The following is a 25,496-nucleotide window of genomic DNA, read 5'->3' as shown; positions in this document are numbered from 1 at the left end:
TTTATAATGATGCATTAATTGAAGTAGCTAATACTTCTTTGATGTTTGTTCTATAACCTATTTCTTTAAGAACAATTTCGCCTTTTTTATTAATAACAATACTTGTAGGGTAACTATTTACACCATACATTTTTATTACATGATTAGCATCTGCTAGAATGGTATATTGAAAGGGGGTGCTTTCTAAGAATTGATTTACCACTGCTTTTTTATTAAAAGTTAGTGCTAAAAACACAACATCTTTATCCTTAAAATTAGAAGCTAATGTATTTAGTTGTGGCATTTCTGTAATACAAGGTCCACATTTTGTAAACCAAAAATTAAGCACAACTACTTTACCTTTTAATTCGGAAAGCTTATAGGTTTTACCATGTATATCTTTCGCTATAAAATCTAAAGCTCTTTCTCCAGGAGAAAATACAGCTTCTGGATTTTGTTTTATTAAAACAGATTGATTACTTTTTTTAATAAAGATGAGACTTTTTACTATCCCTTTATCATTTGCATAAAAAATAGGTTTGTAGTCTGTATTTGTCATTAAAGACAAGCTAGACATAGGAAGTAATTTTCCTTTTTCATTAAACAATAGTACGTCTGGAGTAATATTAATTGGTGTGCTAGCTATTTGCGTATCTGTTAAGGCATACTGATTGCTAGGAATAAATGGATATTTATTTGCGCAACACCAAGTGCATACTGTAGTATACATATTAATAAAAAAAAGTACCGTTTTTTATGCATCATTAGATAAACGAAAAATATATGTTATTGGTATAAAAAAAGCGACAATAGCGTCGCTTTTAATTATACTGTCATGATTTCCTTTTCTTTAACAGCAAAGACTTCATCAATTTTTTTGATATAGTTATCTGTTAAGCCTTGGATATCTTGTTCTGCATTTTTTTGATGATCTTCAGAGATGCCATCAGCTTTTTTAATATCGTTATTCGCTTCTTTTCTGGCATTTCTAATACCAACTTTAGCATCTTCAGCTTCCGCTTTCGCCTGTTTTGCTAAATCACGTCTGCGTTCTTCTGTTAATGGTGGAACATTTATGATAATAGTATCTCCATTATTCATCGGATTAAAACCAAGGTTTGCATACATAATACCACGTTCAATTTCTTGTAACATATTTTTCTCCCATGGTTGTACCGTAATGGTTCTACCGTCTGGAGTATTTACATTTGCTACTTGTGCTAATGGCGTTTGTGAACCATAATAATCTACCATAACACTACCAAGCATTGCAGGACTGGCTTTACCAGCTCTAATATTGGTTAGTTGTTTTTCTAGATGCTTCATAGCATTAGCCATTGCTTCTTTTGTTCCGTCTATTATAAATTGAATTTCTTCGTTCATTTTTAAAAATTTTAATATACTAGTTTAGTTTTCAAAAACTAAGCCAAAGTTTAGGTTCTCTTTTTAAGAGAGTTATCATTTTGGTTGCAACAAGTTAATTACTTGTTACGAAATTTACAAGTTTACTTTTGTTCCTATATTTTCTCCAGAAACTACTTTCATTAGGTTTCCTTTTTTGTTCATATCAAAAACAATGATAGGTAATTTATTTTCCTGACTTAATGTAAATGCTGTAGTGTCCATAACTTTAAGACCTTTACGTAATACATCATCAAAAGTGATATGTTCAAATTTAATGGCATTACTATCTTTTTCTGGATCTACATCATAAATACCATCTACACGAGTTCCTTTTAAAATTACATCTGCTTCAATTTCTATAGCACGTAAAACGGCTGCAGAATCTGTTGTGAAATAAGGATTTCCTGTTCCTCCACCAAAAATAACAACACGCCCTTTGCGTAAATGACTCATTGCTTTTCTACGAATGAAAGGTTCTGCTACTTCGTTAATTTTTATTGCTGTTTGCAAACGGGTTTTAACATCTGCATCTTCTAATGCATTTTGTAATGCTAAACCGTTTATAACGGTTGCAAGCATTCCCATGTGATCTCCTTGTACACGATCCATACCATTCATGGCTCCAGCAACACCTCTAAAAATGTTTCCTCCACCAATTACAATGGCAACTTCTACACCTAGTTCTGTAATTTCTTTAATGTCTTTGGCGTATTCTGCTAAACGTTCTGGATCTATACCATATTGGCGGTTTCCCATTAATGCTTCACCAGATAATTTTAAAAGAATTCTTTTGTATTTCATTTTTTGTTTAGCTAATTGTGAAATTCCAGCTTTTGCAGGAACTTGCCGTTTAGCAAATATAATCAATATCTTTTTTTAAGAAAGCAGAATGTTAGAAATAAAAAAACCACTACGTCTTTTTAAAAAAGAGTAGTGGTTTTTAGTATTGTGAGATTCCGTATCAAGTACGGAATGACAAGTCTATCCTAAAGATACACGTTTAAATGCAGTAACTGTAAGATTTTTTGATGCTACATATTCTGCAACAGTCATTTTTTCATCTTTAATAAACTTTTGATCTAATAAACATTGTTCTTGATCTAAAGTTGTGTTATCGCTAATAAAACGCTCCATTTTTCCAGGAAGAATTCTATCCCAAATTTGTTCTGGTTTCCCTTCTGCTTTTAATTCTGCTTTTGCAGTTTCTTCAGCTTGTGCTAAAACTTCTGGAGTTAATTGTGCCATAGAAATATATAGAGGTACGTTTTTAAGTGTTTTACCTAAACGACCTAACTCGATATTATCTTTTTCTATAACTGCAATTCTTGCTTCTGTTTCTGATGCTACAAATGCTGGATCAAAATCTTTATAAGATAAAGAAGATGCTCCCATAGATGCTACTTGCATTGCTACGTCTTTTGCAACGGTTTCAGAATCTGCTGTTTTTTCAGATAAACCAACTAAAGCACCAATTTTGTTAATGTGTACGTAAGTACCAATATAAGCTGCTTCTAATTTTTCAAAAGCGTTGATTTCTAATTTCTCTCCAACAACACCTGTTTGTTCGATTAATTTTTCGGCAACTGTCATTCCTTCAAAATCTGCTGCTAAGAAATCTTCTTTGTTGTCAAAGTTGATTGCTATATCTGCAAATTGGTTAGCTAAAGCTAAGAAAGATTCATTTTTACCAACAAAATCCGTTTCACATCCTAATACGATAGTAACACCAACAGTGTTATCTGCATTAATTTTAGAAACTGCTGCACCTTCGCTAGAATCACGATCTGCTCTTTTTGCTGCTACTTTTTGTCCTTTTTTACGTAATACTTCAATTGCTTTATCAAAATCACCTTCCGCTTCTACTAAAGCTTTTTTGCAATCCATCATACCAGCTCCTGTAGCTTGTCTTAATTTGTTTACTTCTGCTGCTGTTATTTTTACCATAGCTTCCATATAGTTTTTTAATTAAAAAAGTCGTCCATCAGATTTCTAAAGAGAAAAAAAACGAAACGACTTTTTTTATGTTGTGTTTACTTGTTTTATTCTTCCTCGTCTTTTGCTACTTCTGCTTTTTCAGCTTTTTTAGCTGGAGCTGCTTTCTTTTCTGCTTTTGGAGCATCTTTTTCCGCTTTGCGCTCAGATAAACCACCTGCAATTGCATTAGTAACATGCGTTAAAATCTTGTCAATTGATTTAGAAGCATCATCATTTGCTGGTATAACGTAATCTACTTGACGTGGATCAGAGTTAGTATCTACCATTGCAAAGATAGGAATGTTTAGTTTTTGTGCTTCTTTAATTGCAATATGCTCACGCTTAATATCTACAACAAATAAAGCTCCTGGTAAACGAGTCATGTCGTTAATAGAACCTAAGTTTTTTTCTAACTTCGCTCTTAAACGATCTACTTGTAATCTTTCTTTTTTAGAAAGTGTCATGAATGTTCCATCTTTCTTCATTCTATCAATAGTAGCCATTTTTTTAACAGCTTTTCTAATAGTAACAAAGTTGGTTAACATTCCACCAGGCCAACGCTCAGTAATGTAAGGCATGTTTACTGCTCCTGCTTTTTCTGATACGATGTCTTTTGCTTGTTTTTTTGTAGCAACAAATAAGATTTTACGTCCTGAAGCTGCAATTTTAGCAAGTGCATCTCCAGCTTCGTCCATCTTAGCTGCTGTTTTATAAAGGTTGATTATATGGATACCATTACGCTCCATATATACGTAAGGGGCCATGTTTGGATCCCACTTACGTGTTAGGTGACCAAAGTGTACACCTGCTTCAAGTAATTCTTTTACTTCTACTGCCATTTTGTAATAGTTTACGTTCTGTTGATTAGCAATGTTCCAATAGGCTTTTAGTATATAACTAATAGCTTCTGGCTTCATTTAGATGCTTAACTAAATCCTGCGGTCTTATATTAAAGACGCTAGGACAACAATAACTGTTTAAATTTTGTTTTGTGAAATGTAATGCTTCGACAAGCGTAGCATAACATTTCAGGATAATATTAACGTTTAGAGAATTGGAATTTCTTACGCGCTTTCTTCTGACCGAATTTCTTACGCTCCACCATTCTTGGATCTCTTGTTAATAAACCTTCTGGTTTAAGAATTAATCTGTTTTCAGCATCTATTTCGCACATTGCACGAGATAAACCTAAACGGATTGCTTCTGCTTGACCTGTAATACCTCCTCCGAATACATTTACTGTAATATCAAAGTTGCCATCGTTGTTAGTCATAACTAAAGGTTGATTTACTTTGTACTGCAATGTTGCAGTAGGAAAGTAATCTGTCATGTCTTTTTTATTTACTGTTATCTTACCAGTTCCTGCGGCAAGATATACACGTGCAACAGCCGTTTTTCTACGACCAATTTTGTGAATTACATCCATGTTATTTGAATTCTTCTAGGTTAATTGTTTTCGGTTTTTGAGCTTCATGAGTATGAGCTGCACCTACAACAACATTTAAATTACGGAATAATGCTGCACCTAATTTGTTCTTAGGAAGCATTCCTTTTACTGATTTTTCCACTAATCTTGCTGGATCTTTTCCAAACAATTCTGTAGCAGTTAAACTTCTTTGACCACCTGGATAACCTGTGTGACGGATATAAGTTTTGTCCGTCCATTTTTTTCCAGTTAAGTTGATTTTTTCTGCATTGATAACAATTACGTTATCTCCACAATCAACATGTGGTGTGAAGCTAGGTTTATGTTTTCCTCTTAAAAGTTTTGCAACTTTAGAAGATAAACGACCCAAAGTTTGACCTTCAGCATCCACTAATACCCACTGCTTATCCACAGTAGCTTTGTTTGCTGAAATCGTTTTGTAGCTTAATGTATCCACGTTATTAATAATTTTTTTACCTGTCTTTGACTAGGTAGATTAAACATTCCTCTCTTAAAAAAGAGTTTGCAAATTTACGATTATATATTTGAATACCAAATACTGCGGTAACTTATTTTTTCGGTGATTTTCAATAGGTTAAAGTTCTTTACCTAAATAGGATGTTTTATAATGGATTTTTAAAGCCATTTCTACTATCTAATGTTCTCTTTTATTAGCTTTGCACTTTTTAAAAATATATAGATATGATTTCAGTAGATGCCTTAGCAGTAGAGTTTAGTGGTCACACCTTATTTAGTGATGTGTCTTTTACTATTAATGAAAATGATAAGATTGCCTTAATGGGTAAAAATGGCGCAGGTAAGTCTACCATGATGAAGATTATTGCTGGTGTACAAAATGGAACTCGCGGACATGTACGTTATCCTAAAGAAGCAGTGATTGCTTATTTGCCACAACATTTATTGACCGAAGATAATACTACTGTTTTTGACGAAGCTTCTAAAGCCTTTAGTCATGTGTATACTATGCGTGATGAAATGGATGCTTTGAATAAACAATTAGAAACGCGTACCGATTATGAATCGGATGAATACATGAAAATCATTGAACGTGTATCCGATTTAGGTGAGAAATATTACGCATTAGAAGATGTAAATTATGATGCCGAAGTAGAAAAAGCGTTAAAAGGTCTAGGGTTTAAGCAGGAGGATTTTACAAGACTGACCAATGAGTTTAGTGGTGGATGGCGAATGCGAATAGAGCTTGCTAAAATTTTATTAAAAAAACCAGACCTTATATTATTGGATGAGCCAACCAATCATATTGATATAGAATCGGTGATTTGGTTGGAAGATTTTTTAGTTAATAAAGCGAATGCCGTAGTGGTGATTTCGCATGATAAAGCATTTATAGATAATATTACCAATCGTACCATTGAAGTTACTATGGGACGTATTTACGATTATAAGGCAAACTACAGTCATTATTTGCAATTGCGTGAAGATAGACGTTTACACCAAATTAAAGCATACCAAGAACAACAGCGATTTATTGCAGATAATCAAGCGTTTATCGACCGATTTAAAGGAACGTTTTCTAAAACCAATCAGGTGACTTCACGTGAGCGTATGTTAGAAAAGTTGGAAATTATTGAAGTGGATGATGTAGATACTTCTGCATTAAAACTACGTTTCCCAAAAACACAGCGTTCTGGTGATTATCCGGTAACTGTGAAAGATGTTTCTAAATCCTATGATCAACTTGTGGTATTTAATAATGCCAACATGTCTATTGCTCGTGGAGAGAAAGTGTGTTTTGTAGGTCGAAATGGAGAAGGGAAATCTACCATGATTAAAGCCATTCTAGGTGAAATTGATGTAGAAGGAGAGTGCGCTTTAGGTCATAACGTGAAAGTGGGATATTTTGCACAAAACCAAGCTGCTTTGTTAGATGAAGGATTAACTGTTTTTCAAACCGTAGACGAAGTTGCAAAAGGGGATATACGAACTCAGATAAAAAATATTTTGGGTCGCTTTATGTTTAAAGGCGAAGACATTGATAAAAAAGTAAGTGTGCTTTCTGGTGGTGAAAAAACAAGATTGGCAATGGTGAAACTTTTATTAGAGCCTGTAAACTTGTTAATTTTAGATGAGCCTACAAACCATTTAGATTTAAAATCTAAAGATGTATTAAAGGAAGCGCTACTAGATTTTGATGGTACTTTAATATTAGTATCGCATGATAGAGATTTTCTACAAGGGTTATCGAACAAAGTATTCGAGTTTAAAGATAAACGTGTGATTGAACACTTTGAAACAGTAGATGATTTCTTAGTTAGAAATAGAATTGAAAGCTTAAAAGCGATTGATTTATAGTACCTTAATTTAGTAAGGTTTTTAAAAGCTTTTCATTTTTGGAATCGTTTTTGTAATTATCATAATGCACAATATTTAATGTAACCATTAGTTATGTCCTTATGAGAGTAGTATTAGCCATCGTATTTCTGTTGAGTTCTCTAAGTTCTTTTGCACAATTAAAGCCAGGTTTTAATGTGCACGAAGTAACTTCTACTATTGCCATGTGTAATAGTTTTAATTTTATAAAACAATTTGGTACTAGCGAAACTATAATTCCGGAGCATTTTAATTTGCATTATTCTTCAGATATCCTGAGTATGGATAATAAGTTTGAAGTCTATGAAAACGAAAATATTGGCGTAATTAACTATAGAGGTTCTACAGATAAAATGATTAGTTGGGTAGAAAATTGCTATTCTGCCATGATTCCTGCAAAAGGGACTATTGTTATAGATGAAGAAGCGCATGATTATGCTTTTGCTTCCGAAGAAAACGCAGCCGTTCATGCAGGTTACGGATTAACAGTAGTGATGCTTTCCGAAGAAATAAAAGAACAAATAAAAGCCTTAAATCAAAAAGGAATCTACCAAATTATCATAACAGGTCATAGTCAAGGTGGTGCTTTAGCAAGCCTAACTAGAGCGTATTTAGAGCATTTACCAAAAGGCGAACTATCTAAAAAGAACACTTATAAAACCTATGCTTATGCGCAACCCATGTCTGGGAATAAAGAATTTGCTGAAGAATACAATGCGCGATTTAGTGCCAAGGGAACCAGTTATTCCATCATAAATAAAGAAGATCCTGTGCCATATATGCCTTTTAATTATGAAGAAGAAAAATTGGTTACTAAAGAAAAAATAGGAGGATGGCTTTTTGGAAAGAAAGAATTTAATGCAAAAAAGCTTGGTCAAGATGCTTTTATTCGTTTGTTTGAAAGAGGACTTACGGGGTATGTAAAAGGAAGCAACTCTTTAATTAATAATATTCTAGGATTGAAATTTGGAAAAATTGAAATGCCTGCATTTGTCGCAGATATTAATTATTATCCAATAGGAACACTAAAAGAACTTCCAATATTTACGTATCCAAAAGTAGCAGTAGACGTTTCCGATTTGACAACAGATGAAATAAAAGACTTAGAACAAGATGCTAACGGGAAATGGTATAAAAAAGAATCTAAATTATTTCAACATAAGCCATACAACTACTATGTTGCTGTGCTAAAAAAGTGGAATACTTCCGCATATAACCGTTTAGAGAGCACGTATTTGGTGAGTGATTTGTAAATTATAACGCACCTTATTAATCCGTAGTTAGCGTGTTTCGTCTACATAAATATTTGCTAAACCCTTTTATAATAATGGTTAAGAGTGTTTTTTTGACTATTTTTGCAGCAATATGCAAGAATTAAAACTTTCAGATTGGTTACCTACCACAAACAAAGAGGTAAAAATACGCGGTTGGCAAGAACTGGACGTCATACTTTTTAGTGGTGATGCCTATGTAGATCACCCAACGTTTGGTCCAGCAGTTATTGGACGTATGTTAGAAAGTTTTGGCTTGCGTGTAGCTATTGTTCCGCAACCTAGTGTTACCGATAATCTTCAGGATTTTGTAAAACTTGGTGCTCCAAAATTATTTTTTGGTGTTACCGGTGGTTGTATGGATCCTATGATTAGCAATTATAATGCGAATAAAAAACGAAGAGATAAGGATGCTTATACGCCAAATGGTGATATTGGTTTTCGTCCAGATTATGCCACTTCTGTCTACTCCAAAATATTAAAGGAAAAATGGCCAAATACCCCAGTTTTAATTGGTGGTATTGAAGCGTCTTTACGTCGTGTTACCCATTACGATTATTGGAGTGATCAACTAATGCCTTCTATTTTAGAAACTTCTAAAGCAGATATGTTAGTTTACGGAATGGGGGAACAACCCTTGCGTGAAGTTGTGCGTTTATTAGAAAAAGGAGTTCCTTTTAATAGTATTAATACGGTGAATCAAACTGCTGTATTAATGAATAAAGATGAAAAAATCCCTAAGAACAGTAACTGGGAAGATATAGAAATACAGTCTCATGAAGTTTGTTTAAAGGATAAGAAAAAATACGCATCCAATTTTAAAGTCATCGAGCAGGAATCGAATAAATTAGCTGCAAGACGAATTTTTCAAAAAATAGGGGATAAGACGTTGATGATAAATCCGCCATATCCTACCATGACAGAAGCTGAAATTGATGCTTCTTTCGATTTACCATATACAAGATTACCACATCCAAAATATAATAAGCGTGGACCAATTCCTGCGTTCGAAATGATTAAGTTTTCCATCAACATTCACAGAGGATGTTTTGGTGGTTGTAGCTTTTGTACCATTTCGGCACATCAAGGAAAATTTATTGCGTCACGTAGTAAAGAATCTATATTAAAAGAAGTAGATACGGTTGCAAATATGCCGGACTTTAAAGGCTATTTGAGTGATATTGGAGGCCCAAGTGCTAACATGTATCAAATGAAAGGGAAAGTACAATCTATTTGTGATAAGTGTGTTGCGCCTAGTTGTATTTCGCCAGTAATATGTAGTAATTTAGATACGTCACATAAGCCTTTAACCGAATTATATCAAGCAGTAGATAGTCATCCAAAAGTAAAAAAATCATTTATTGGTTCTGGAATTAGACACGATATGTTAGTGCCAGAATTTAATAAGAATGCAGATCCAAAAGAACTGGATGCATATACCGAAGAAGTGATGACCAAGCACGTTTCTGGCCGACTAAAAGTAGCGCCAGAACATACTAGTGATCCGGTTTTAAAACTAATGCGTAAGCCTTCGTTTAAATACTTTCATAAGTTTAAAGAACGTTTTGATAAGATTAATGTAGCGAAGAATTTAAAGCTTCAACTGATACCCTATTTTATATCGAATCATCCTGCTTGTGAAGTAGAAGATATGGCAAACCTAGCTGCCGAAACCAAAGATATGGGCTTTCAGCTAGAACAAGTACAAGGATTTACACCAACACCTATGACGGTTGCTACGGTAATTTATTATAGTGGATACCATCCGTACACGCTTAAAAAAGTAAATACGCCTATTACTAGAAAAGAAAAAGATGAACAACATCGTTTTTTCTTTTGGTATAAAGACGAAAACAAAGCGTGGATAAAAAAGACGTTAAATAAACTTGGTCGTGAAGATTTACTAAAAGTATTACTTCCTGATAAAGACGAGAAATGGCGTAAAAACAAACCTACTGGTGAAGCTAAAAACACATTTAATGATGCTGTTGCACCTATTCCTTTTAACCAAAGAAAGAATAAAGCAAAGTTTAAAACCAAGAAGAAGCGACGTTAGGTCTATAAACGTGTTATTTTAAAAATATAGTTTTTTTCTGAAAACACTTTTTTTTCAAAAACACTCTCTAGTAATAGCTTGTTTTCTGAAGCAATTTCTTGAATTTTATTAATATTGCAATCTTGCGATAATATCATTAATGCATTCGTGTTATTTAAGAAATTAGGAAGTTGTTGGAATAGCTTTTTAAAGTATTCAAAATCTTCTCCGCAAAACCATGCTTGTTCTTTTATGTTTTCTGGGTTTTTAGGATAATAAGGCGGATTGATAATGATATAGTCAAACGATTTATTTTTAATAGCGTCGAATAAGTCTGAATTTAAAATGGAAATGCTTGCGTTATTTTTCTTGGAAGCTATTTTTAAAGCATCTAAAGCGATAGAATTAATATCTGAAGCAGTGACATTTGCTCCTTTAGAACTTGCGAATAAGGAGATGATTCCAGAACCACAACCTAACTCTAAAACAGATTTATTTTGCAGGTTTAAAGGTTTAATAAAGTCTAATAATATTTTGGTGCTAATGGTGAGATGCGGAGGAAATACTTCGGGATATACTAAAACCTCGATATTTTCATAGCTGTATTTTCTTGGCTTTTTGTAGTACTTAGAAAAGCCAAACTTTAAAAATGGATCTAGAATTTTTTTAATAACTCTCCTCATGATAACGATTAAAATTATTCAGAATAAAAACCTTCAATTTCTGGTTGGCGATATTTCCATATTTTGTGTAATACTTTGATTTCGTATGGAAATTTATAAAACCCAGTTTTGTATCTTAATTTAGAAATTCCGGTTAAGATTGTTTTTTTATAACCTCGAATTCTAAAGTCGGTTACTGTTGGGTAGCATCCATTTAAAACGGTTTCAAAGTTTTTAATAGTGTCTATCATGTATGGCTTAAGCCATGGTGTTAATGGGTTTTTTCGTAAGTCGAATTTTTCCCAACTAGGAGCAATCCATTCTTCAAGTGTTTCCGGAAACGAAAAACCTGCATCTATAATTTGTTGGTATAAATCAGAGCCTTCCGTTGGTACAGGACTATATAAATAAATGATTATTTCGGTATTTGGGTTGATTGCTTTAATCTCTTTAATGAAATTGATATCCCAAAGTATTTGCTTGTACACTTGTTCTTCGGTATCTGCAGGCATTCCTAGAACAAAGGAAAGTTCTGGAATGATATCTACATTTTTCATTCGTTTTACAAAATCCTTAATCATTTGGCCACTTTGTGTACCACCTTTATTCATTTGTTTTAGAACTTCATCATTTCCTGTTTCGGCACCTAAAAACATCATTTTGCAACCCGCTTTTCGCATGAGTTTTAAATCTTCATCTGTGTATTTATTAATGGTGTCTATACGTCCTTCTCCCCACCATTCTATATTGTCGTTTAAAACCAATTGTGAAAATTCTAATACGCGTTTTTTAGAGGTAAAAAAATTATTGTCATGAAATTCGATAGCATCAATATTATATTTTTCTTTAAAAAAACGAACATCATTATATATGTTTTCTGCAGATTTGGCTTTCCATTTGGCATTGTAAATAGGTACCACAGCACAAAAAGAACAGGAAAACGGGCAGCCCATACTGGAGTGATATGAGAATGTTTTTTTACCCATGAAGGTCTTTGCTAGATAACGTTCTAAAGGGTAAAATGTATTAAAATAAGTGTAAGGGTATTGCGGTAAAGTATCTTGGTTTAGTAATGCTTCTTTAACGGTTTGTATAATTTTACCATCGGCATCTTTAAAAATGAGGTTTCGAATTAGGATGAGTTTTTCATCACTTTTACCTTCTAAAACATCTAGTAATTGCGGAAATGTATTATCGCCTGGTCCATTAACAATATAGTCTACATAACCAGAATTTAGACATGCTTTGTATTGATTAGAGGCAAAGTATCCTCCCCAAATGGTTATGCAATCTGGATATAGTTCTTTTATTTTTTTGGTAAAAGGAATGGCTTGTTTTAATTGAGGTCCTGGCATTACTGTAGAGCAGAAATACTTAAAGGCACCAGTTTTAAAATAGTCTGAAATAGTTTTCCAAGGATCTGGTTCTGTATTCCCATCTACAAAAACATAGTCGTATTTTCCATGTATAGCAGCACCAACTTGTAAAATAGAATTTGGGAGTCTATGTTTACCATTGGCACTTTTAGGATTGAATATTATGATTTTGTTATTAGGCATATCTGGTTTAATTTGTATACTTTTAATTTTAATGAATAAAACATCAAAAACGAAACTTGCTATTGTTAATTTTTTTCCTATTCCAAGTGTCAAAAAGGCAAAATACAAAATTACAAAGTATTATCAATCATTTGATTATTTATATGAGCTGACAAACCATTATGATATTCAGGTGTTTGATAGAATAGGTAAAACCGTGTGTTTTAATTATAAAAAAGTAACGTTTAATTATTTCCGTGCTTTTTTTAAATCTAAACTTATAATCCCGATAAAACAATTTCTCGCTATTAAGAGGTTTAAGCCTGATATTGTGTTTATTGATGGTTTAGGGTATCCTCATTTTATTGTTTTATTAAAAATTATGTTAGATGCATCTACAAGGTTTATTGTTAGAGATCATGCAGATAGATTACCTAGAAAAACACTAGAGCCTTTATATAAATTAGCAGATAGGTATGTGGAGTCTTATTTGTTTACGGCAAAAGAAATGGGAAAGGAATGGGTGGATAGGAATATTATTAAATCTGAAGATAAGATTTTAGAGTGTGTAGAAGGTTCTACAAAATTTAGTTATCTAGAGAACGGTATTAAGTTACCTAGTCATTTTTTATGGGTTGGAAGATTGGATAAAAATAAAGATCCTTTGACAATATTAGAAGCTTTTTCAGAATATGTGAAAACAGATAAAAAGGCAATTTTAAAAATGATTTTTGATTCAGATATTTTATTCGAAACAGTGAAGTCTACCATTAAAAAGAATAAATTAGAAAGTAATGTGATATTAATTGGTAAGGTGCCACATGCGGATATAGAACATTATTTTAGAGAAAGCACTTTTTTTATTTTAGGTTCTTATAAAGAAGGAGGCCCTTTTTCTTTAATAGAAGCTATGGCCTGTGGTTGTATACCAATAGTTACTAACATACCAGCATTTAAAAAAATGTTGGATAATGGAAGATTTGGTTTTATGTATTCTCCAGGAAATTCTGAAGAATTAAAACAAATATTATTCCATTTAAAAAAACAAGACTTAGATTTTCAAAGAAAAGAAGTTTTGCATTGGTTTGATAAAGAACTCTCCAATAAAGCTATTGCAGAAAAAATAAAGCAATTAGATTAAGAGACGTTTAGCTTTAAAGATTAAGTATGTTTTTTGTAATTAAAACATGCCATTAACTCCTGGTCCACTTTGGTATTTATATATGCAAAATCATTTTTACTAAAATCGTTTTCCCATTTTTCTTTTAGGTAATATTCTTTATAATTATCAAAGGTTAATTTAGAGTCTTTAGTAGATGTTAAATGGTTTTGAAACTTGTCTGCTACAAATTCTATGTTTCCTTTACTCGCAATATTTTGTATGCACAGTTCTGGGTTTTCTAGAAGTTCTTCATAAGTAATGTTTATAACCTTTTTGGATACTTTGTTTTTTAAATCTAGATACGCTTTGTTTTTTATATCCCATAAGGATATAGGAGATTCTAAGTGTTTTTTGTTGCACAAATCTCTTTTTCTTGTAGTCCATTTTTTGGTAATAAAACGGGCTAAGCTTTCTGGTTTTTTGCCTTTAATATGGTATGGGTTTTTGTATAAAGAGCTTAAAAAACTATAAGGGTTTTTGGTAATGGTTATTATTACAAGTGTATTAGAATTATAAGATTCAATTTCACGTATACTTGGGCAACCATGTTTCCATCCTAATGTTTTTTTTCTTTGTAACCTATATATTAGATCTTGAACAAAATCATATGGGATTGTTTTTAATAAAAATAGAGACCACCAATTAATTCGGAATTTTATAAGTGCAACTTTTAGGTTGGCTTCTATCAGTTTTTCCAAATAATTAGTGCCGCTGTTTCGCTCACCATATATTTTAATTTTCATATTCTTTGAATAACAAGGCCATTATTTTATCATATTCTTTTTCTGCTTTAAATAGTATCTCTTCATCTAATTTTATTTGAACAGAATTGGTTGTAATGATATCTCCTTTTTTTATGTTTTCTGAAGGATCTCCCCAAATTTGAGTGTATTTTTCAATTTGATACTTCGAGGTTAAAGGAGACTTTAGGTCTAAGAATAAAGATAGTTCTTTTAATGTGTTTTCGGTGTTTTTAGTTAGCTGCTCATAGGTTAGGAAAAATCTATTTTCAGATGGTATTTTAGGTGTTTCCTTTAAAAAATAGTGTAACCTTTCTGTATATATTTTAAGTGCTTCGGCAGGATTACTATGTCCTAACTTTTTTTCAGATAATTGCAACAGACTTGATAGAGACTCTTGTGGTTTCCGTATTAAGAAGATATACTTTATGTTCTTGTAATTTGCTAAATGGAAGTTTTGAGTAATCGAATTGTCGTTAATTTGATTTGCAACATATTTTTTATTTCTTAAAAGAGAGTTTGTTTTTCTTCTAATATCAAACTCGAATTTTTCAAGGGAAAGATTCGTTTTGTATTTTGTAAAATACTCTCCAAAACCAATCACTTCTTTATTATTAGTTAGAAGCTGCATAAGTAAAGAGCTTCCACTTCTAGGATGTGCCATTATAAAAATGTATTGCTGTTTTTTCTTGAAGAACATAGTTTTCCAAAAGAAAAAAGCAAAGGATTTAAGTGCTTTTTTTAAGTATTTAAACATGATACAATTTTAAATAAGCGTTAACAGTATCACTAATATTGTATAATTTAGTGGCTTCAAAAGTATTTTTTAACAGCATTTTTTTACAACCAATAAGGAGTTCTTCTTTCGTGTTTCCAAGCTGCCAGAAATCACTTTTGTTTGCTATGCCAATAGGTCTAGAAACTATAGGTGTTTTTAAGGCCAAAGCTTCGGCAAACACCATCCCGAAAGATTCATAATTACTGGTATGTAGTAAAACTTTCGATTTGGATAGAAATTCTTGCGTTTTAGTATAGGAAAGTGCTCCTAATAATTTGATGTTTTTTTCTAGTTGCAGCGTTTTAATTTGCATTAAAAGTGCTTTTTTTTCTTTTCCATCTCCAATGATTACGGCGTTTATATCTGGATAATCTAATTTGAGATTCTTAATTATATCAAGAAATAAACTGTAATTTTTAAGAGGAATTAAAGAACCAATACCAATAATATCTATCGTTTTTTCTGAAGTTTTGTTTTCTGTTATTTCAGCATGTACTCCCCAAGGTATTATTTTAGAAGGAATATTGAAGTTGTTTAATAACGTTTGCTGATGAAAATTAGATAATGTTATTAAGGCTATTTTTTTTAAAGGTAAAAGCCTGGAGAAAATATTTTTGTGATTGGCATCTTGTCCCATTAAAGTTGTTACATGGTTTAGCTTATTTTGTTTTGAAAAATAATATCCTGAAAATGCACATTCTCCCAGCCAAAACGAATGTATGGTATCTATCGGATTGTCTTTATGAATCTGTTTTAATTGCTTCCAGGTTTTAAATAAAGAAATGGGTTTTTGTAATTTGTTTGTTGGTAAAGCTAGTGCTGTTACTTTAATGCCATTCCAGTTATACGACGTTCTTTTATTAGGATAATATAAGGTGACTACTGATACAGTAATAGTATTTGTATTTACTAGTTTTTTAACGAAAATTTGAAGCGCAGGAATACATGTTGAATCTTCTTCATTTTCAGGAAAACCAGGTGTTAATATAACAAGGTGCTTTTTCAATTTACGATGTCCTTTTTAAAGTATTAATGTCGTAACTTTTTTCTATAATCTGATCTATGTTCGTGGAGTGTGAAGCAATAATAACAGCGAAATTATTTTCTTTTGCACGATTTTTTAAATACGTTAAGATGCTTGCTTCTAATGCGTCATCTAGTTGATTTGTAGCCTCGTCTAAGATTAATAGTTCAGGGTTGCTATACAAAGCTCGAATTAATGCAATGCGTTGTTTTTGTCCGCCAGAAAGTGTTAATGAGTCGTGAGATAGTTTTGTTTCTAGTTTATCTGGTAGGTTGTTTAGGTAGTCTGTTAATTGGAATGTTTCTAATAAGTGTGCTATTTTTTCAAAATCAATATCTTTTTTAGCTGTTCCAATAACAATATTTTCTAATATCGTTCCATTAAATATAAATGGATGTTGTGGCACATAAGAGGCTATATTAAATAAAAGATCATCCAATTTTATTAACGTATTATCCAGATATTTTTCACCACTAGAAGGAGTAATCATACCTAATATTATATTTAGAAGTGTTGTTTTTCCAATACCAGATTTTCCTTTTATTGCAATTATTTCGCCTTTGTTTATGGTTAGGTTTACGGAGTCTAAAATTAGTTTTGACGGATTATAACCAAAAGAAATGTTTCGTAATTCTAATGTGTTTTTAAAAGGCTTTGTATTATAATTAAGATTCTTTTTATTATTTAAATCTTTGAAAACATCCATAGTATAGCTAAATGATTTGATGTTAGTAATACTTAAAATGATTTTATTTAAAGACGGAAATAATTTAAGAGATATACCCGCAATAAAAGAAGTTAAGACTATTCTATTGGTTTCTGGGTCTGCCAAATTTTTTATAAAAATGATAAAAAAGGAAAGTCCTATTATTAAAAATATCTCGAGGTACTTTATGTTAGAATTCTGTATTGTTTTTAGCTGAACAAAATTAGCATTGAATTTTTTTAAAGATTTTTTAAATTTTAATTCGAAATAATCTTCTTTTTTTAAACTTCTAATTTCTAAAAATCCATTTAATATGTTGAGTAAATTGGAAGAGGTAGAAGCATATCTTTTTTTTATGGAAGCGCTTATGTTTTTAATTTTTCTTTGTTTGAAAAAATAGAGAGATAACAAACAAATAAGAGCAAAACAAAGGATGTAAAGGGTTAAAATAGGATACAAAAATAAACTAACCGTAAGTAAGATAAGTATCACTAAAGTCTCTGTAAATATATAATTAATAGAGAGTAGAATATTATTTGCAAACTCTGCACCCGACATTTGAATTTTATGTAACTCTTTCCCTTTGTTGATGTTTTGTAACGCACTAAATGGTTTTTTTAAAAAATCGGAGGCAAGATTAAAGGAAAGTTCTGTTGCTATATCAAAAACTAAACGAGACTGAAATTTTATGATAAAGGTTTGAATGATATTTTTAATAATAAACAGAACAATACCACCAATAACCCAAGCATATAAATTAGCGCTATTAAAAAAAGGCAACTTATTTACAAAATCAGGTATTTTGGTTTCGTCTAAAATAAAAATGAATAGCGGAATTATATATGCTATGGAAAGTAAATCCAGAAATACATTAACAAGCGAGAGTAGAAGATATCTTATCGATAAACTTCGAAACGGTTTTGGTATGATATGTAATATTAGTTTTAACATTCTTTTTTGCAAACTATAAAATAAGGTTCAATAAAGCTTCCGTGTTTTCTGAAACGAAAATTCCAATATTTAAAATAGAGATAACTGTTTAATAGATTAGGATTAAAAATAGATTTGATTATTTTTTTTCTAGTGAACTTTTCACTTTCGTTATTATTTTGTTGGTCGTCTAATGTATTAATAAAAAAACGTAGCGGTTTAAAAACGATAGGTTTTAAGTTAGATTTTGATAAAATGTTCTTTAGAGTACTCGGTTTAGCAATATTAGATGCTTGAATTAATTTATACCTTTTAAGGATTTCTTGATTTCTTTTATTAATTATTTCGGAGCTAATAGGTTCTTTCCATAAAGATTCATTTAATATCAACAAGCCATTACGTTTAAGTACTTTATTTACCTCTGCTAAAATGATGTTTAAACTATTTAGGTCTTGTAAAGCAATTACAGATTCACAAAAAACAACATCAAAACTATTTGGTTTAAAAGGATAAGAATTTTTATTAGTATGATGTATGAATTTGTAATTTTCCATTTTTAAATGGCTTTTTCTTTCTTCGCAAGCACATATCATTTCATTAGAAACATCAATTCCTGTATACTTAAAAATATTCTTGTGAGCATGTAGTATACTTGCTGTATGCCCAGTGCCACATCCAATTTCTAAAATTTCAATTTTGTTTTTAGGTAAATGGTTTAGTAGTACTTGCGTACCTTTTTTTCCATAGGGATGCTGGTTAATCCTAAAACTCTTCGCTATGTAATTTAAATAATTCAAAATAATTAAAGATTTCCAGTAGTTTTATACCAACAAAAAGGAGAATCTTTTACATTTAAAACCTTCCTTAATATTTTATTCTTTTTTTTATACAATACTTCAAAACCTTGAATGTTTTCTTCCGAATGATGAAAATAAAGCGAAGCCATTTCTGGAAAGCCTAATTGGGTATAGTAGCTAAGCGTTCTTTTTTTTGCATCTGCAATATCAATTGGTTTATAAAACAGACTATCAATAATGTGAATCTCTCCTTTAGGTTTTAAAAAAGTTTTTAAGGTAGAAAGTAAGACTTTAAAACCTGAAAAATATTGCACACAAGCATTTAGTGTTATCATATCAAATTGGTATTTAAAAGCATTTGTTTTAAAAATATCGGCATATATAAATTGGGTGCTTTTCGGTTAAATAACCAACGTTATTTTTTACGTATAAAAAGTCTAATTCCATTATTTATAGATTTTCATACCTAAATAGGCAAGTTGCGATTTCGTTTTTAATTTTAAATAAAGTAGGTTGTTTTTATCTTTTCCTTTTAAAACTTCTTTATTGTAGTTTACTTCATTAACAATATGTTTTACTGCAAAATCATAATATTTCCGGGAATATTTCCGCTTAAAATCAATATCTCTATCTGTCGATGTTTCCCAGTTTGGTTGTACTGTAATGCTTTTTTCAATTTCAGTGTACAGCGATGTTCCTTTTATAGGATACGCTTTTGTTATGGTAAAGTGCGTCGGGTTTGCAGCTTTTAAATAGGCAATGGTTTTTATAATATCCTCTTCCTCTTCTCCAGGATAACCAACCATGATAAAAGTTCCTGTTTCTATATGTAAAGCATTGGTTTTCTGAATCGCCTTTTTTACAACATCTACATCCACACGTCTGTCCATGGCATCAATGATTTTTTGCGAACCACTTTCTGCACCAATCCAAATTCGATAACAACCTGCTTCTTTTAAAAGTTGTAACACTTCGTCGTTTAAACGTTCTGCTCTGGTAATGCATTCAAAAGGAATAATAGCGTCTTGTTTTAGTACTTCTTCATGAAATTCTTTAATCCATTTATGGCTCACCGTAAACACGTCATCTACAAACCAAATGCTATCCGGATTGTAGGTGTCTTTCAACATTTTTAACTCTGCAGCAACCATTTCTGCTGGACGCCTTCTATAGCTTTGTCCGTAAACTGCTGTGCTACACCATTTGCAGGTATACGGACAACCACGTTGCGTGCTTACCGTCATCGAGCTTTTTTGATGGTGTGTTTTCCAAGTTTCTAAATATTTATCTATAGGAATTGCCGCTCTATTAGGTAAAGGCAAGTCTTGTAGACTCTTCATTTTTACTCTTGGAGGTGTTTTTTTAACAACACCAGCTTCTAGATATGCAATTCCGGTAATTTCGGTATAGGGCTTGTTTTCAATAATGGCATTATAAAGCTCTAAAGTAGTTTGCTCTCCTTCGCCAATAATTAAAAAATCTGCTCCTGTTTTTAAATAGTTATTGCAGTTATAGGTAATATCTGGACCTCCTAAAATAATTTTTGGAAAGCCATATTTTTCTTCTGTTTTTAATGTTTTAACCAGTTTAATAACATTAATTTTTGTCATTAAATTCGTGTAAATAGCAACGGCCTTTGGTTGTTTCTCTTCTATAAAAGCAAGTTGTTTTTCTTTGGTGTAAAATGTAGAATCGTATAAGTGATTAGTAGCGTTGTTTTCGTTTAAAAATGCAGAAATATATAACAAGCCAAGCGGAGCATAAGGCTTCATGATAAGCTGCTCTTTTGGATCTTCGAATATGTAATAGGCATGTGTAAGTACGATACTCATTATGGTATTCTGTATTTTATTTTTTGGTTAACTCTATTAAAAAATGATCTGCATATTTTGCCCAAAAAGCACCTGTTGCAATAGTATCTATTCCTTTAAAAATAGATAATAAAGGTTTTTTTGTCAAAATGGAATTTTCAAGATACGAAGGCGGTATAGCCAAACCAATAGGTTTTATCTTGTTTACAGTAAATCCTTTTTTTGTTAAAGATAAGATTTCTTTAGGATTGTAATACCACGTTTTTACAGTAACGCCATCCACAGGTACGGCTAAGCTTTGGTCGGTATTTCTTCTATTCGCTTTTTTAAATTGGCCTTTTGCCGAAAAGTAAATTTTTTCCCAAAGACATTTTTTAGGCATAATAACTAAGATGAGCTTTCCATTTGGTGCAAGTAGCTGGTTGGCTGTTTTCAGGAATTGCTCCAGTTGCGTTTTAGCTAAACAGTTTAAACCACCAAAATTGGAAAAAATCAGATCGAACTTTTGTTCAAACGAAGTATTACGGATGGTATTTATATCTTGTACTTGAAAGACTACGTTCTCGGTATGTTTTTTTGCTTTAGCAACCGTAATCATGCCTTCCGAAATATCGGTAGCAATAACAGAATGTCCTGATTTTGAAAAATGAATAGCATCTACTCCTGTACCACAATTGAGCTCTAAAATACGAAGCTTTCTTGCTGTTTTTAATAACGGATTTACATACGTAAAAACACGCTTTCGTTGCGCTTTACCAATCTTTGAAAATGTAAACGTATCGTCATACTTTTTAGACGCATTGTCAAAATCGTTATGCATTAGAAGGTTTCATTTTTTTTAATTGCAATTTATCTATAAAGGCAGAAGGTACATAATACGCTAGTTTTAGTATCGATTTCAAATGATTCGTATTCAAATGCTTTAGATGCTCCAAGCCTTGGCTAATTCTATATTCTTTATGTACATAGCGTTGCAGTTTTTTGTAAAAAGCAGAGCTATACGTTCCTTTAAAAAGCATGGCAAGATCGTCAGAGTCTGTCCAATTTGCCTTTAACTTTAAATCGTCTTTTACCATATCATAAAACTTAGTTCCTGGCAAAGGATAGGAAACCGAAACACCAATATTATCTGGAACAAGTTCTTTAATCATGCTAATGGTTTTAGCAATATCTTCTTTGGTTTCTCCTAAATAACCAAACTGAATAAAGAATGCCACGCGAATATTTTTCGCTTTTAGTAATTTTGTTGCTTCATAGATTTGCTCGACTTTGGTGTCTTTATCCATGGCATCTAAAATAGCCTGAGAACCACTTTCTGCACCAACCCAAACTTCTTCTAATCCGCTTTCTGCTAGTGCATCGATAGTGTCTTCTTTTAATAATAAATCGACACGACTTTGTATGTAATAAGAAATGGAAAGCTTTTCTTTTTTAAGCGATGTATTAAAATGTTGTACCCAATTTGGTTTCAGTCCAAAAATATCATCACACATCCAAAAGCGTTGTACGTCATACGTTTCGCTGAGGTATTTAATATGTTTGGTGATGTATTCTGGCGAATGCGAATTATAACGATTGCCATAAATAGGCTTTGCACACCAATTGCATTTGTAAGGGCAACCTCTTGTGGTGGCAATATTTAAGGTGAAATCACTTCCACTATGTTTCCATATGGCTTTGTACGCTTCCATATCTACTAAATCCCAAGCAGGAATCGGAAATTCATCTAAGTCTTTGGTTACTATTCGTTTTTTAGTTTTTATAATTTCTCCATCTTGTTGGTAAACAAGACCGTTTATAATGGAAGTGTCTTCGTTTTTAGTGAGTGCATCTACCAATTCTTTTAAGCTAACTTCTCCTTCTCCTTGAATAATAAAATCTGCTCCAGCTTCTAGATATTTTTCATAATGATCTGTAGCATCCGAACTACAAACAATAACCTTGCAATCTAGCTTTTTGGCAATTTGAATCATTTCAAAAGCAGCTTCACGCATTTTGGTTAAGCACATTTTTGTTAGATAATTAAATCCATCATCGTAAAGTACAAATGTTTTTGGTTGGTGTTTTTCTAAAAAAGGTTTTATGGTTTTCGGATCTTCTAAAAGGTTCGCATCAAAAAGACTAACCGTATATCCATTTTCTCTCAAATAAGAAGCAGCATAAATAGTCCCTAACGGCGGAAAAGGGGTTTGGTTTTTCCATTGTTTGGCATCAAATTTATAATAATACGAATGTGAAAATACAATATCAGTCATGTTCTGGTTCTAGTATTATTTCGTGTTGCTCTTTTACTTCAAGATACTTTTTATTTAAAGCATTAATTACTTTTTTCTGAAAATTCTGCGGATGATGTTTCGATACATCTGTTGTAGATTTCATAGCAATATCCAGCTCTTTTTTACTGAGTGTTGTGAATTTGTTTTTCCACTTGTTTAAGGTTACTTTTCTAAAAAAAGCTTCTAGCATGTTTCCTAATTTAGAATTGCAGATTGCTTCAATAATTCTAGGTAGTACAGGTTTTTTAACTTCTATAATGCCTTCGGAATTGTTAATCGTTACATTAGGTAAATAGTTTTTTGGCCACGTATTATGCGCCATAAACTTTTGAAAAATAGCCTTTCCAGTGATAGGAATCAAGGTCATTAATTCTGTGGCTGTAAAAATATTCTTTTCGTGAATTTCTAAATGCTGATCACTTATAAAGTAGTTGACACAAAAGTGTTTTTTGTTGTTTCGTAAAAACACTTTTTTATAGAGTATTAAAAGCGTTCTAGCAATCCATAGTCTTTTTGTTTTGGTGATAATAAAGAAATCAAAATCCCCATCATCATCATAATACCCTTTAGAAAGTCCTCCAGATAGACTCACGCTTTCTACATAAGGGAACTTCGCAATAAATTTTGCTCTTTTAAAAGCTTTTGGGAGCACTTGCTTGGCGTGTTCGTTTCCGGTTAATCTTTTTTTTACAATAGAAGTAGTGTCTTTGTAAATATAAAAACCATTGACGTTTTTAATTACTTTTTTAGATTCTAATTCTTTTAATTCTGCTTCTAGATCTTCCTTTTTTTGCGTTTTAGAAAATTTAAAAATCTCGTCTTTTTTCAGCGGATAATTAAAAATAGAAAAATATAATATGGCCTTTAAACTTTTCAAAAGTGTATTTTTTGTGCTTTATTAGGTTTTAATAGGTCTAATAAAGTGTAAAGTTATGGCTTTTTCTTTGTTTAAGATTTGTATTAAGTCAGTTATGTTTGTCGTTAATCTACGTTTTTCGTGTTTTTTGAAGGGGCAAGCAATACCGTTTTCCGTTTAATACCTCATAGAAATCATTATGGTGTTGCCTATATAGTCGATTTTAAAAAGTACCTTTGTGACGTATTATTTACCAGTTGTAATTAATTGTGTTTTCGCCCTTTTTCAGCGGAATTTGAAGTCTTTTTATAAAGTATTTCAGTAATTAATAAAATACTGGTGAGCAATTCACTTTAACTCGATACAAACTATGATTTCTGAAATAACTATAAACAAGCCAGAACCTTTTTTACCAGAACAACCTTTACCACAATTTAACAGATCTATAAATGTTAAACGTACTATTAGAGGTTTAGAAGCTGGTAAACCTATAATGATTACAGAATTTTATAGTAACGGATTACAGTTGCTTAAAGAGTTGCAAATGCATCTTAAAGAGAAATTCCCTGGAGATTCTTTTACAGAGCAACGTGCATATCGTTCGGCGTTTAGAGAGTTGTCTAGTCTTATTTATATTAAAATTGTAGATCATCAATTAAATGTAAAAAAAGCACCTTCTATTGGTTGGTTAGAAAAGTTGTATCCTGAAAATAAGAGTTTTTTATTACCGTTTACTAAAGTGCAAGGACTAAATAGTGCTTGGCAATGGAACCTTAACGGAATTACCCTTCCTGTATTACGAAACAAAATTCATCCGTATTATGGTGTGTATTTTCCAACGCGATTTGATCATTTAATCTTATTCGATAATTGGCTGAAGCGTTACGAAGGGCCAAAAAAATCGGCAATAGATGTTGGTATTGGCTCTGGTGTTTTGTCTTTTCAAATGGTGAAACATGGTTTTCAAAAAGTATTTGGTACCGATACGAATCCTAATGCTATTGTCGGACTTACAGAAACGTTAGGCGATACCAAGTTATCTAGAAAAATAGATCTTGATTTTGCACCGCTTTTTGGGAAGTTTGAAAAACAAACAGAATTGATTGTTTTTAATCCGCCTTGGTTACCAGCATCTCAAGAAATGGATACCAATGACGAAGCTATTTATTATAACGAGAACCTGTTTCCAGAGTTTTTTGCAGCAGCTAAAAAGCGATTATTACCAGATGGTAAGTTGGTTATTATATTCTCCAATTTAGCCGAAATAACAAATGCTACAGAAACACATCCAATAGAAAAAGAACTTGCGGAAGGAGGACGTTTTAAATTAGTAAACTGCCTAAAACGAAAAGTAAAAGGAGCTTCCGATAAAACCAAACGCGATCAAAATTGGCGTGGAGAAGAAATGGTGGAGCTTTGGGAGTTGACAGGCGTTTAATGTTTTTTTGTACAACCTATAATCCTCAAGGGGATATTTGTTTACGTTGGTTATTGTGTATAGAAAATTAACGAGAAAGTTTCTTGGTTTGGCTTGTCCCCTCGAGGGGACTTTAGGGGTGTTTTTTAAATCAATATTTAACCAAAATTGCCCAATTCCACTACAGTCTTTTTGACAACCAATACAACACGAGTTATATTCTTTTTAGTTATTCAACGGCAATATTACCGTTAAAGTTCCTCGGTTTAGATTGTCTTCTTGAGGGGATCTTAGGGGTGTTTTTTAGAGTTTTTATTAAGCGGATTTCATAAAGTTTTTTGTACACCCCTATGAGCGA

General features: G+C 31.9%; 24 protein-coding genes. 5 read left to right on the top strand and 19 right to left on the bottom strand.

What is annotated here, in order from left to right:
* Position 1 precedes the first annotated feature (1 nt).
* From AMD28_RS09165 to rplM, 7 genes are all read right to left on the bottom strand, one after another.
* Positions 2–709, bottom strand: coding sequence for a peroxiredoxin family protein (locus tag AMD28_RS09165; protein WP_055443835.1), 708 nt, complete (start codon positions 707–709; stop codon positions 2–4).
* Positions 710–804: 95 nt separating this feature from the next.
* Positions 805–1,362 carry a ribosome recycling factor gene (gene frr / locus AMD28_RS09160; protein WP_055443834.1) on the bottom strand — a complete coding sequence of 186 codons (558 nt, stop codon included), beginning with the start codon at positions 1,360–1,362 and terminating at the stop codon, positions 805–807.
* Positions 1,363–1,476: 114 nt separating this feature from the next.
* Complete coding sequence (gene pyrH / locus AMD28_RS09155) at positions 1,477–2,184, bottom strand: UMP kinase (RefSeq protein WP_055444350.1); 708 nt, start codon at positions 2,182–2,184, stop codon at positions 1,477–1,479.
* 180 nt (positions 2,185–2,364) lie between these two features.
* Entirely contained in the window at positions 2,365–3,327 is a 963-nt protein-coding gene (tsf, locus tag AMD28_RS09150; RefSeq protein ID WP_420806047.1) for a translation elongation factor Ts, read from the bottom strand.
* Between the two features lie 95 nt (positions 3,328–3,422).
* Positions 3,423–4,196: a 30S ribosomal protein S2 gene (gene rpsB / locus AMD28_RS09145; RefSeq protein WP_055444349.1), complete on the bottom strand. Its 774-nt coding sequence runs from the start codon at positions 4,194–4,196 to the stop codon at positions 3,423–3,425.
* A gap of 200 nt (positions 4,197–4,396) precedes the next feature.
* Positions 4,397–4,783 carry a 30S ribosomal protein S9 gene (gene rpsI, locus AMD28_RS09140; protein WP_055443832.1) on the bottom strand — a complete coding sequence of 129 codons (387 nt, stop codon included), beginning with the start codon at positions 4,781–4,783 and terminating at the stop codon, positions 4,397–4,399.
* Between the two features lies 1 nt (position 4,784).
* Complete coding sequence (rplM, locus tag AMD28_RS09135) at positions 4,785–5,240, bottom strand: 50S ribosomal protein L13 (RefSeq protein WP_055443831.1); 456 nt, start codon at positions 5,238–5,240, stop codon at positions 4,785–4,787.
* A 245-nt stretch (positions 5,241–5,485) separates the two neighbouring features.
* Between rplM and AMD28_RS09130 the strand changes: the two genes are divergently transcribed.
* From AMD28_RS09130 to AMD28_RS09120, 3 genes are all read left to right on the top strand, one after another.
* The gene (locus AMD28_RS09130) at positions 5,486–7,117 is read left to right on the top strand and encodes an ABC-F family ATP-binding cassette domain-containing protein (RefSeq protein WP_055443830.1); all 1,632 of its coding nucleotides are present in this window, start codon (positions 5,486–5,488) and stop codon (positions 7,115–7,117) included.
* A gap of 101 nt (positions 7,118–7,218) precedes the next feature.
* Positions 7,219–8,388, top strand: a complete 1,170-nt coding sequence (locus AMD28_RS09125; RefSeq protein WP_083478274.1) for a lipase family protein — start codon at positions 7,219–7,221, stop codon at positions 8,386–8,388.
* Positions 8,389–8,500: 112 nt separating this feature from the next.
* Entirely contained in the window at positions 8,501–10,462 is a 1,962-nt protein-coding gene (locus AMD28_RS09120; protein ID WP_055443828.1) for a YgiQ family radical SAM protein, read from the top strand.
* Positions 10,463–10,464: 2 nt separating this feature from the next.
* On the opposite strand, the gene AMD28_RS09115 is transcribed toward AMD28_RS09120, so the two are convergent.
* Together AMD28_RS09115 and AMD28_RS09110 are read right to left on the bottom strand one after the other, a co-directional pair.
* Positions 10,465–11,124: a methyltransferase gene (locus AMD28_RS09115; protein ID WP_055443827.1), complete on the bottom strand. Its 660-nt coding sequence runs from the start codon at positions 11,122–11,124 to the stop codon at positions 10,465–10,467.
* 14 nt (positions 11,125–11,138) lie between these two features.
* Positions 11,139–12,662 carry a B12-binding domain-containing radical SAM protein gene (locus AMD28_RS09110; protein WP_055444348.1) on the bottom strand — a complete coding sequence of 508 codons (1,524 nt, stop codon included), beginning with the start codon at positions 12,660–12,662 and terminating at the stop codon, positions 11,139–11,141.
* A gap of 31 nt (positions 12,663–12,693) precedes the next feature.
* Here AMD28_RS09110 and AMD28_RS09105 point away from each other — a divergent pair, with 31 nt between their 5' ends.
* A complete protein-coding gene (locus tag AMD28_RS09105; RefSeq protein ID WP_161804631.1) occupies positions 12,694–13,782 on the top strand; it encodes a glycosyltransferase family 4 protein in 1,089 nt (362 codons plus the stop codon).
* Positions 13,783–13,802: 20 nt separating this feature from the next.
* Here AMD28_RS09105 and AMD28_RS09100 read toward each other — a convergent pair whose 3' ends face one another.
* The 10 genes from AMD28_RS09100 to AMD28_RS09055 form a co-directional block, all read right to left on the bottom strand.
* Positions 13,803–14,546 carry a hypothetical protein gene (locus AMD28_RS09100; RefSeq protein ID WP_055443825.1) on the bottom strand — a complete coding sequence of 248 codons (744 nt, stop codon included), beginning with the start codon at positions 14,544–14,546 and terminating at the stop codon, positions 13,803–13,805.
* Positions 14,536–15,243 carry a sulfotransferase gene (locus AMD28_RS09095; RefSeq protein WP_161804630.1) on the bottom strand — a complete coding sequence of 236 codons (708 nt, stop codon included), beginning with the start codon at positions 15,241–15,243 and terminating at the stop codon, positions 14,536–14,538. Before AMD28_RS09095 ends, AMD28_RS09100 begins: the two co-directional genes overlap by 11 nt.
* Positions 15,244–15,292: 49 nt before the next feature.
* Positions 15,293–16,327 carry a glycosyltransferase gene (locus AMD28_RS09090; RefSeq protein WP_055443823.1) on the bottom strand — a complete coding sequence of 345 codons (1,035 nt, stop codon included), beginning with the start codon at positions 16,325–16,327 and terminating at the stop codon, positions 15,293–15,295.
* A 1-nt stretch (position 16,328) separates the two neighbouring features.
* Positions 16,329–18,002 (bottom strand): ATP-binding cassette domain-containing protein, encoded by a 1,674-nt coding sequence (locus AMD28_RS09085; protein ID WP_055443822.1) that lies wholly within the window; start codon positions 18,000–18,002, stop codon positions 16,329–16,331.
* Positions 17,996–18,778 carry a class I SAM-dependent methyltransferase gene (locus AMD28_RS09080; RefSeq protein WP_055443821.1) on the bottom strand — a complete coding sequence of 261 codons (783 nt, stop codon included), beginning with the start codon at positions 18,776–18,778 and terminating at the stop codon, positions 17,996–17,998. Before AMD28_RS09080 ends, AMD28_RS09085 begins: the two co-directional genes overlap by 7 nt.
* A 5-nt stretch (positions 18,779–18,783) precedes the next feature.
* Positions 18,784–19,113 (bottom strand): hypothetical protein, encoded by a 330-nt coding sequence (locus AMD28_RS09075; protein WP_055443820.1) that lies wholly within the window; start codon positions 19,111–19,113, stop codon positions 18,784–18,786.
* Between the two features lie 111 nt (positions 19,114–19,224).
* Positions 19,225–20,610 (bottom strand): B12-binding domain-containing radical SAM protein, encoded by a 1,386-nt coding sequence (locus AMD28_RS09070; protein ID WP_055443819.1) that lies wholly within the window; start codon positions 20,608–20,610, stop codon positions 19,225–19,227.
* A 16-nt stretch (positions 20,611–20,626) separates the two neighbouring features.
* On the bottom strand, positions 20,627–21,409 hold the full coding sequence (locus AMD28_RS09065) for a class I SAM-dependent methyltransferase (RefSeq protein WP_055443818.1): 783 nt from the start codon (positions 21,407–21,409) through the stop codon (positions 20,627–20,629).
* The gene (locus AMD28_RS09060) at positions 21,402–22,844 is read right to left on the bottom strand and encodes a B12-binding domain-containing radical SAM protein (RefSeq protein WP_055443817.1); all 1,443 of its coding nucleotides are present in this window, start codon (positions 22,842–22,844) and stop codon (positions 21,402–21,404) included. Before AMD28_RS09060 ends, AMD28_RS09065 begins: the two co-directional genes overlap by 8 nt.
* Positions 22,837–23,742: a hypothetical protein gene (locus AMD28_RS09055; RefSeq protein WP_055443816.1), complete on the bottom strand. Its 906-nt coding sequence runs from the start codon at positions 23,740–23,742 to the stop codon at positions 22,837–22,839. Before AMD28_RS09055 ends, AMD28_RS09060 begins: the two co-directional genes overlap by 8 nt.
* Positions 23,743–24,091: 349 nt before the next feature.
* Here AMD28_RS09055 and AMD28_RS09050 point away from each other — a divergent pair, with 349 nt between their 5' ends.
* Positions 24,092–25,159, top strand: coding sequence for a methyltransferase (locus AMD28_RS09050; RefSeq protein ID WP_055443815.1), 1,068 nt, complete (start codon positions 24,092–24,094; stop codon positions 25,157–25,159).
* The last annotated feature ends 337 nt before the right edge of the window (positions 25,160–25,496 follow it).

The sequence above is a fragment of the Lacinutrix himadriensis genome (assembly GCF_001418105.1).
Classification (GTDB): Bacteria; Bacteroidota; Bacteroidia; order Flavobacteriales; family Flavobacteriaceae; genus Oceanihabitans; species Oceanihabitans himadriense.
Note: the sequence above shows the minus strand (reverse complement) of the source record. Positions and strands in the feature narration are given on the sequence as shown.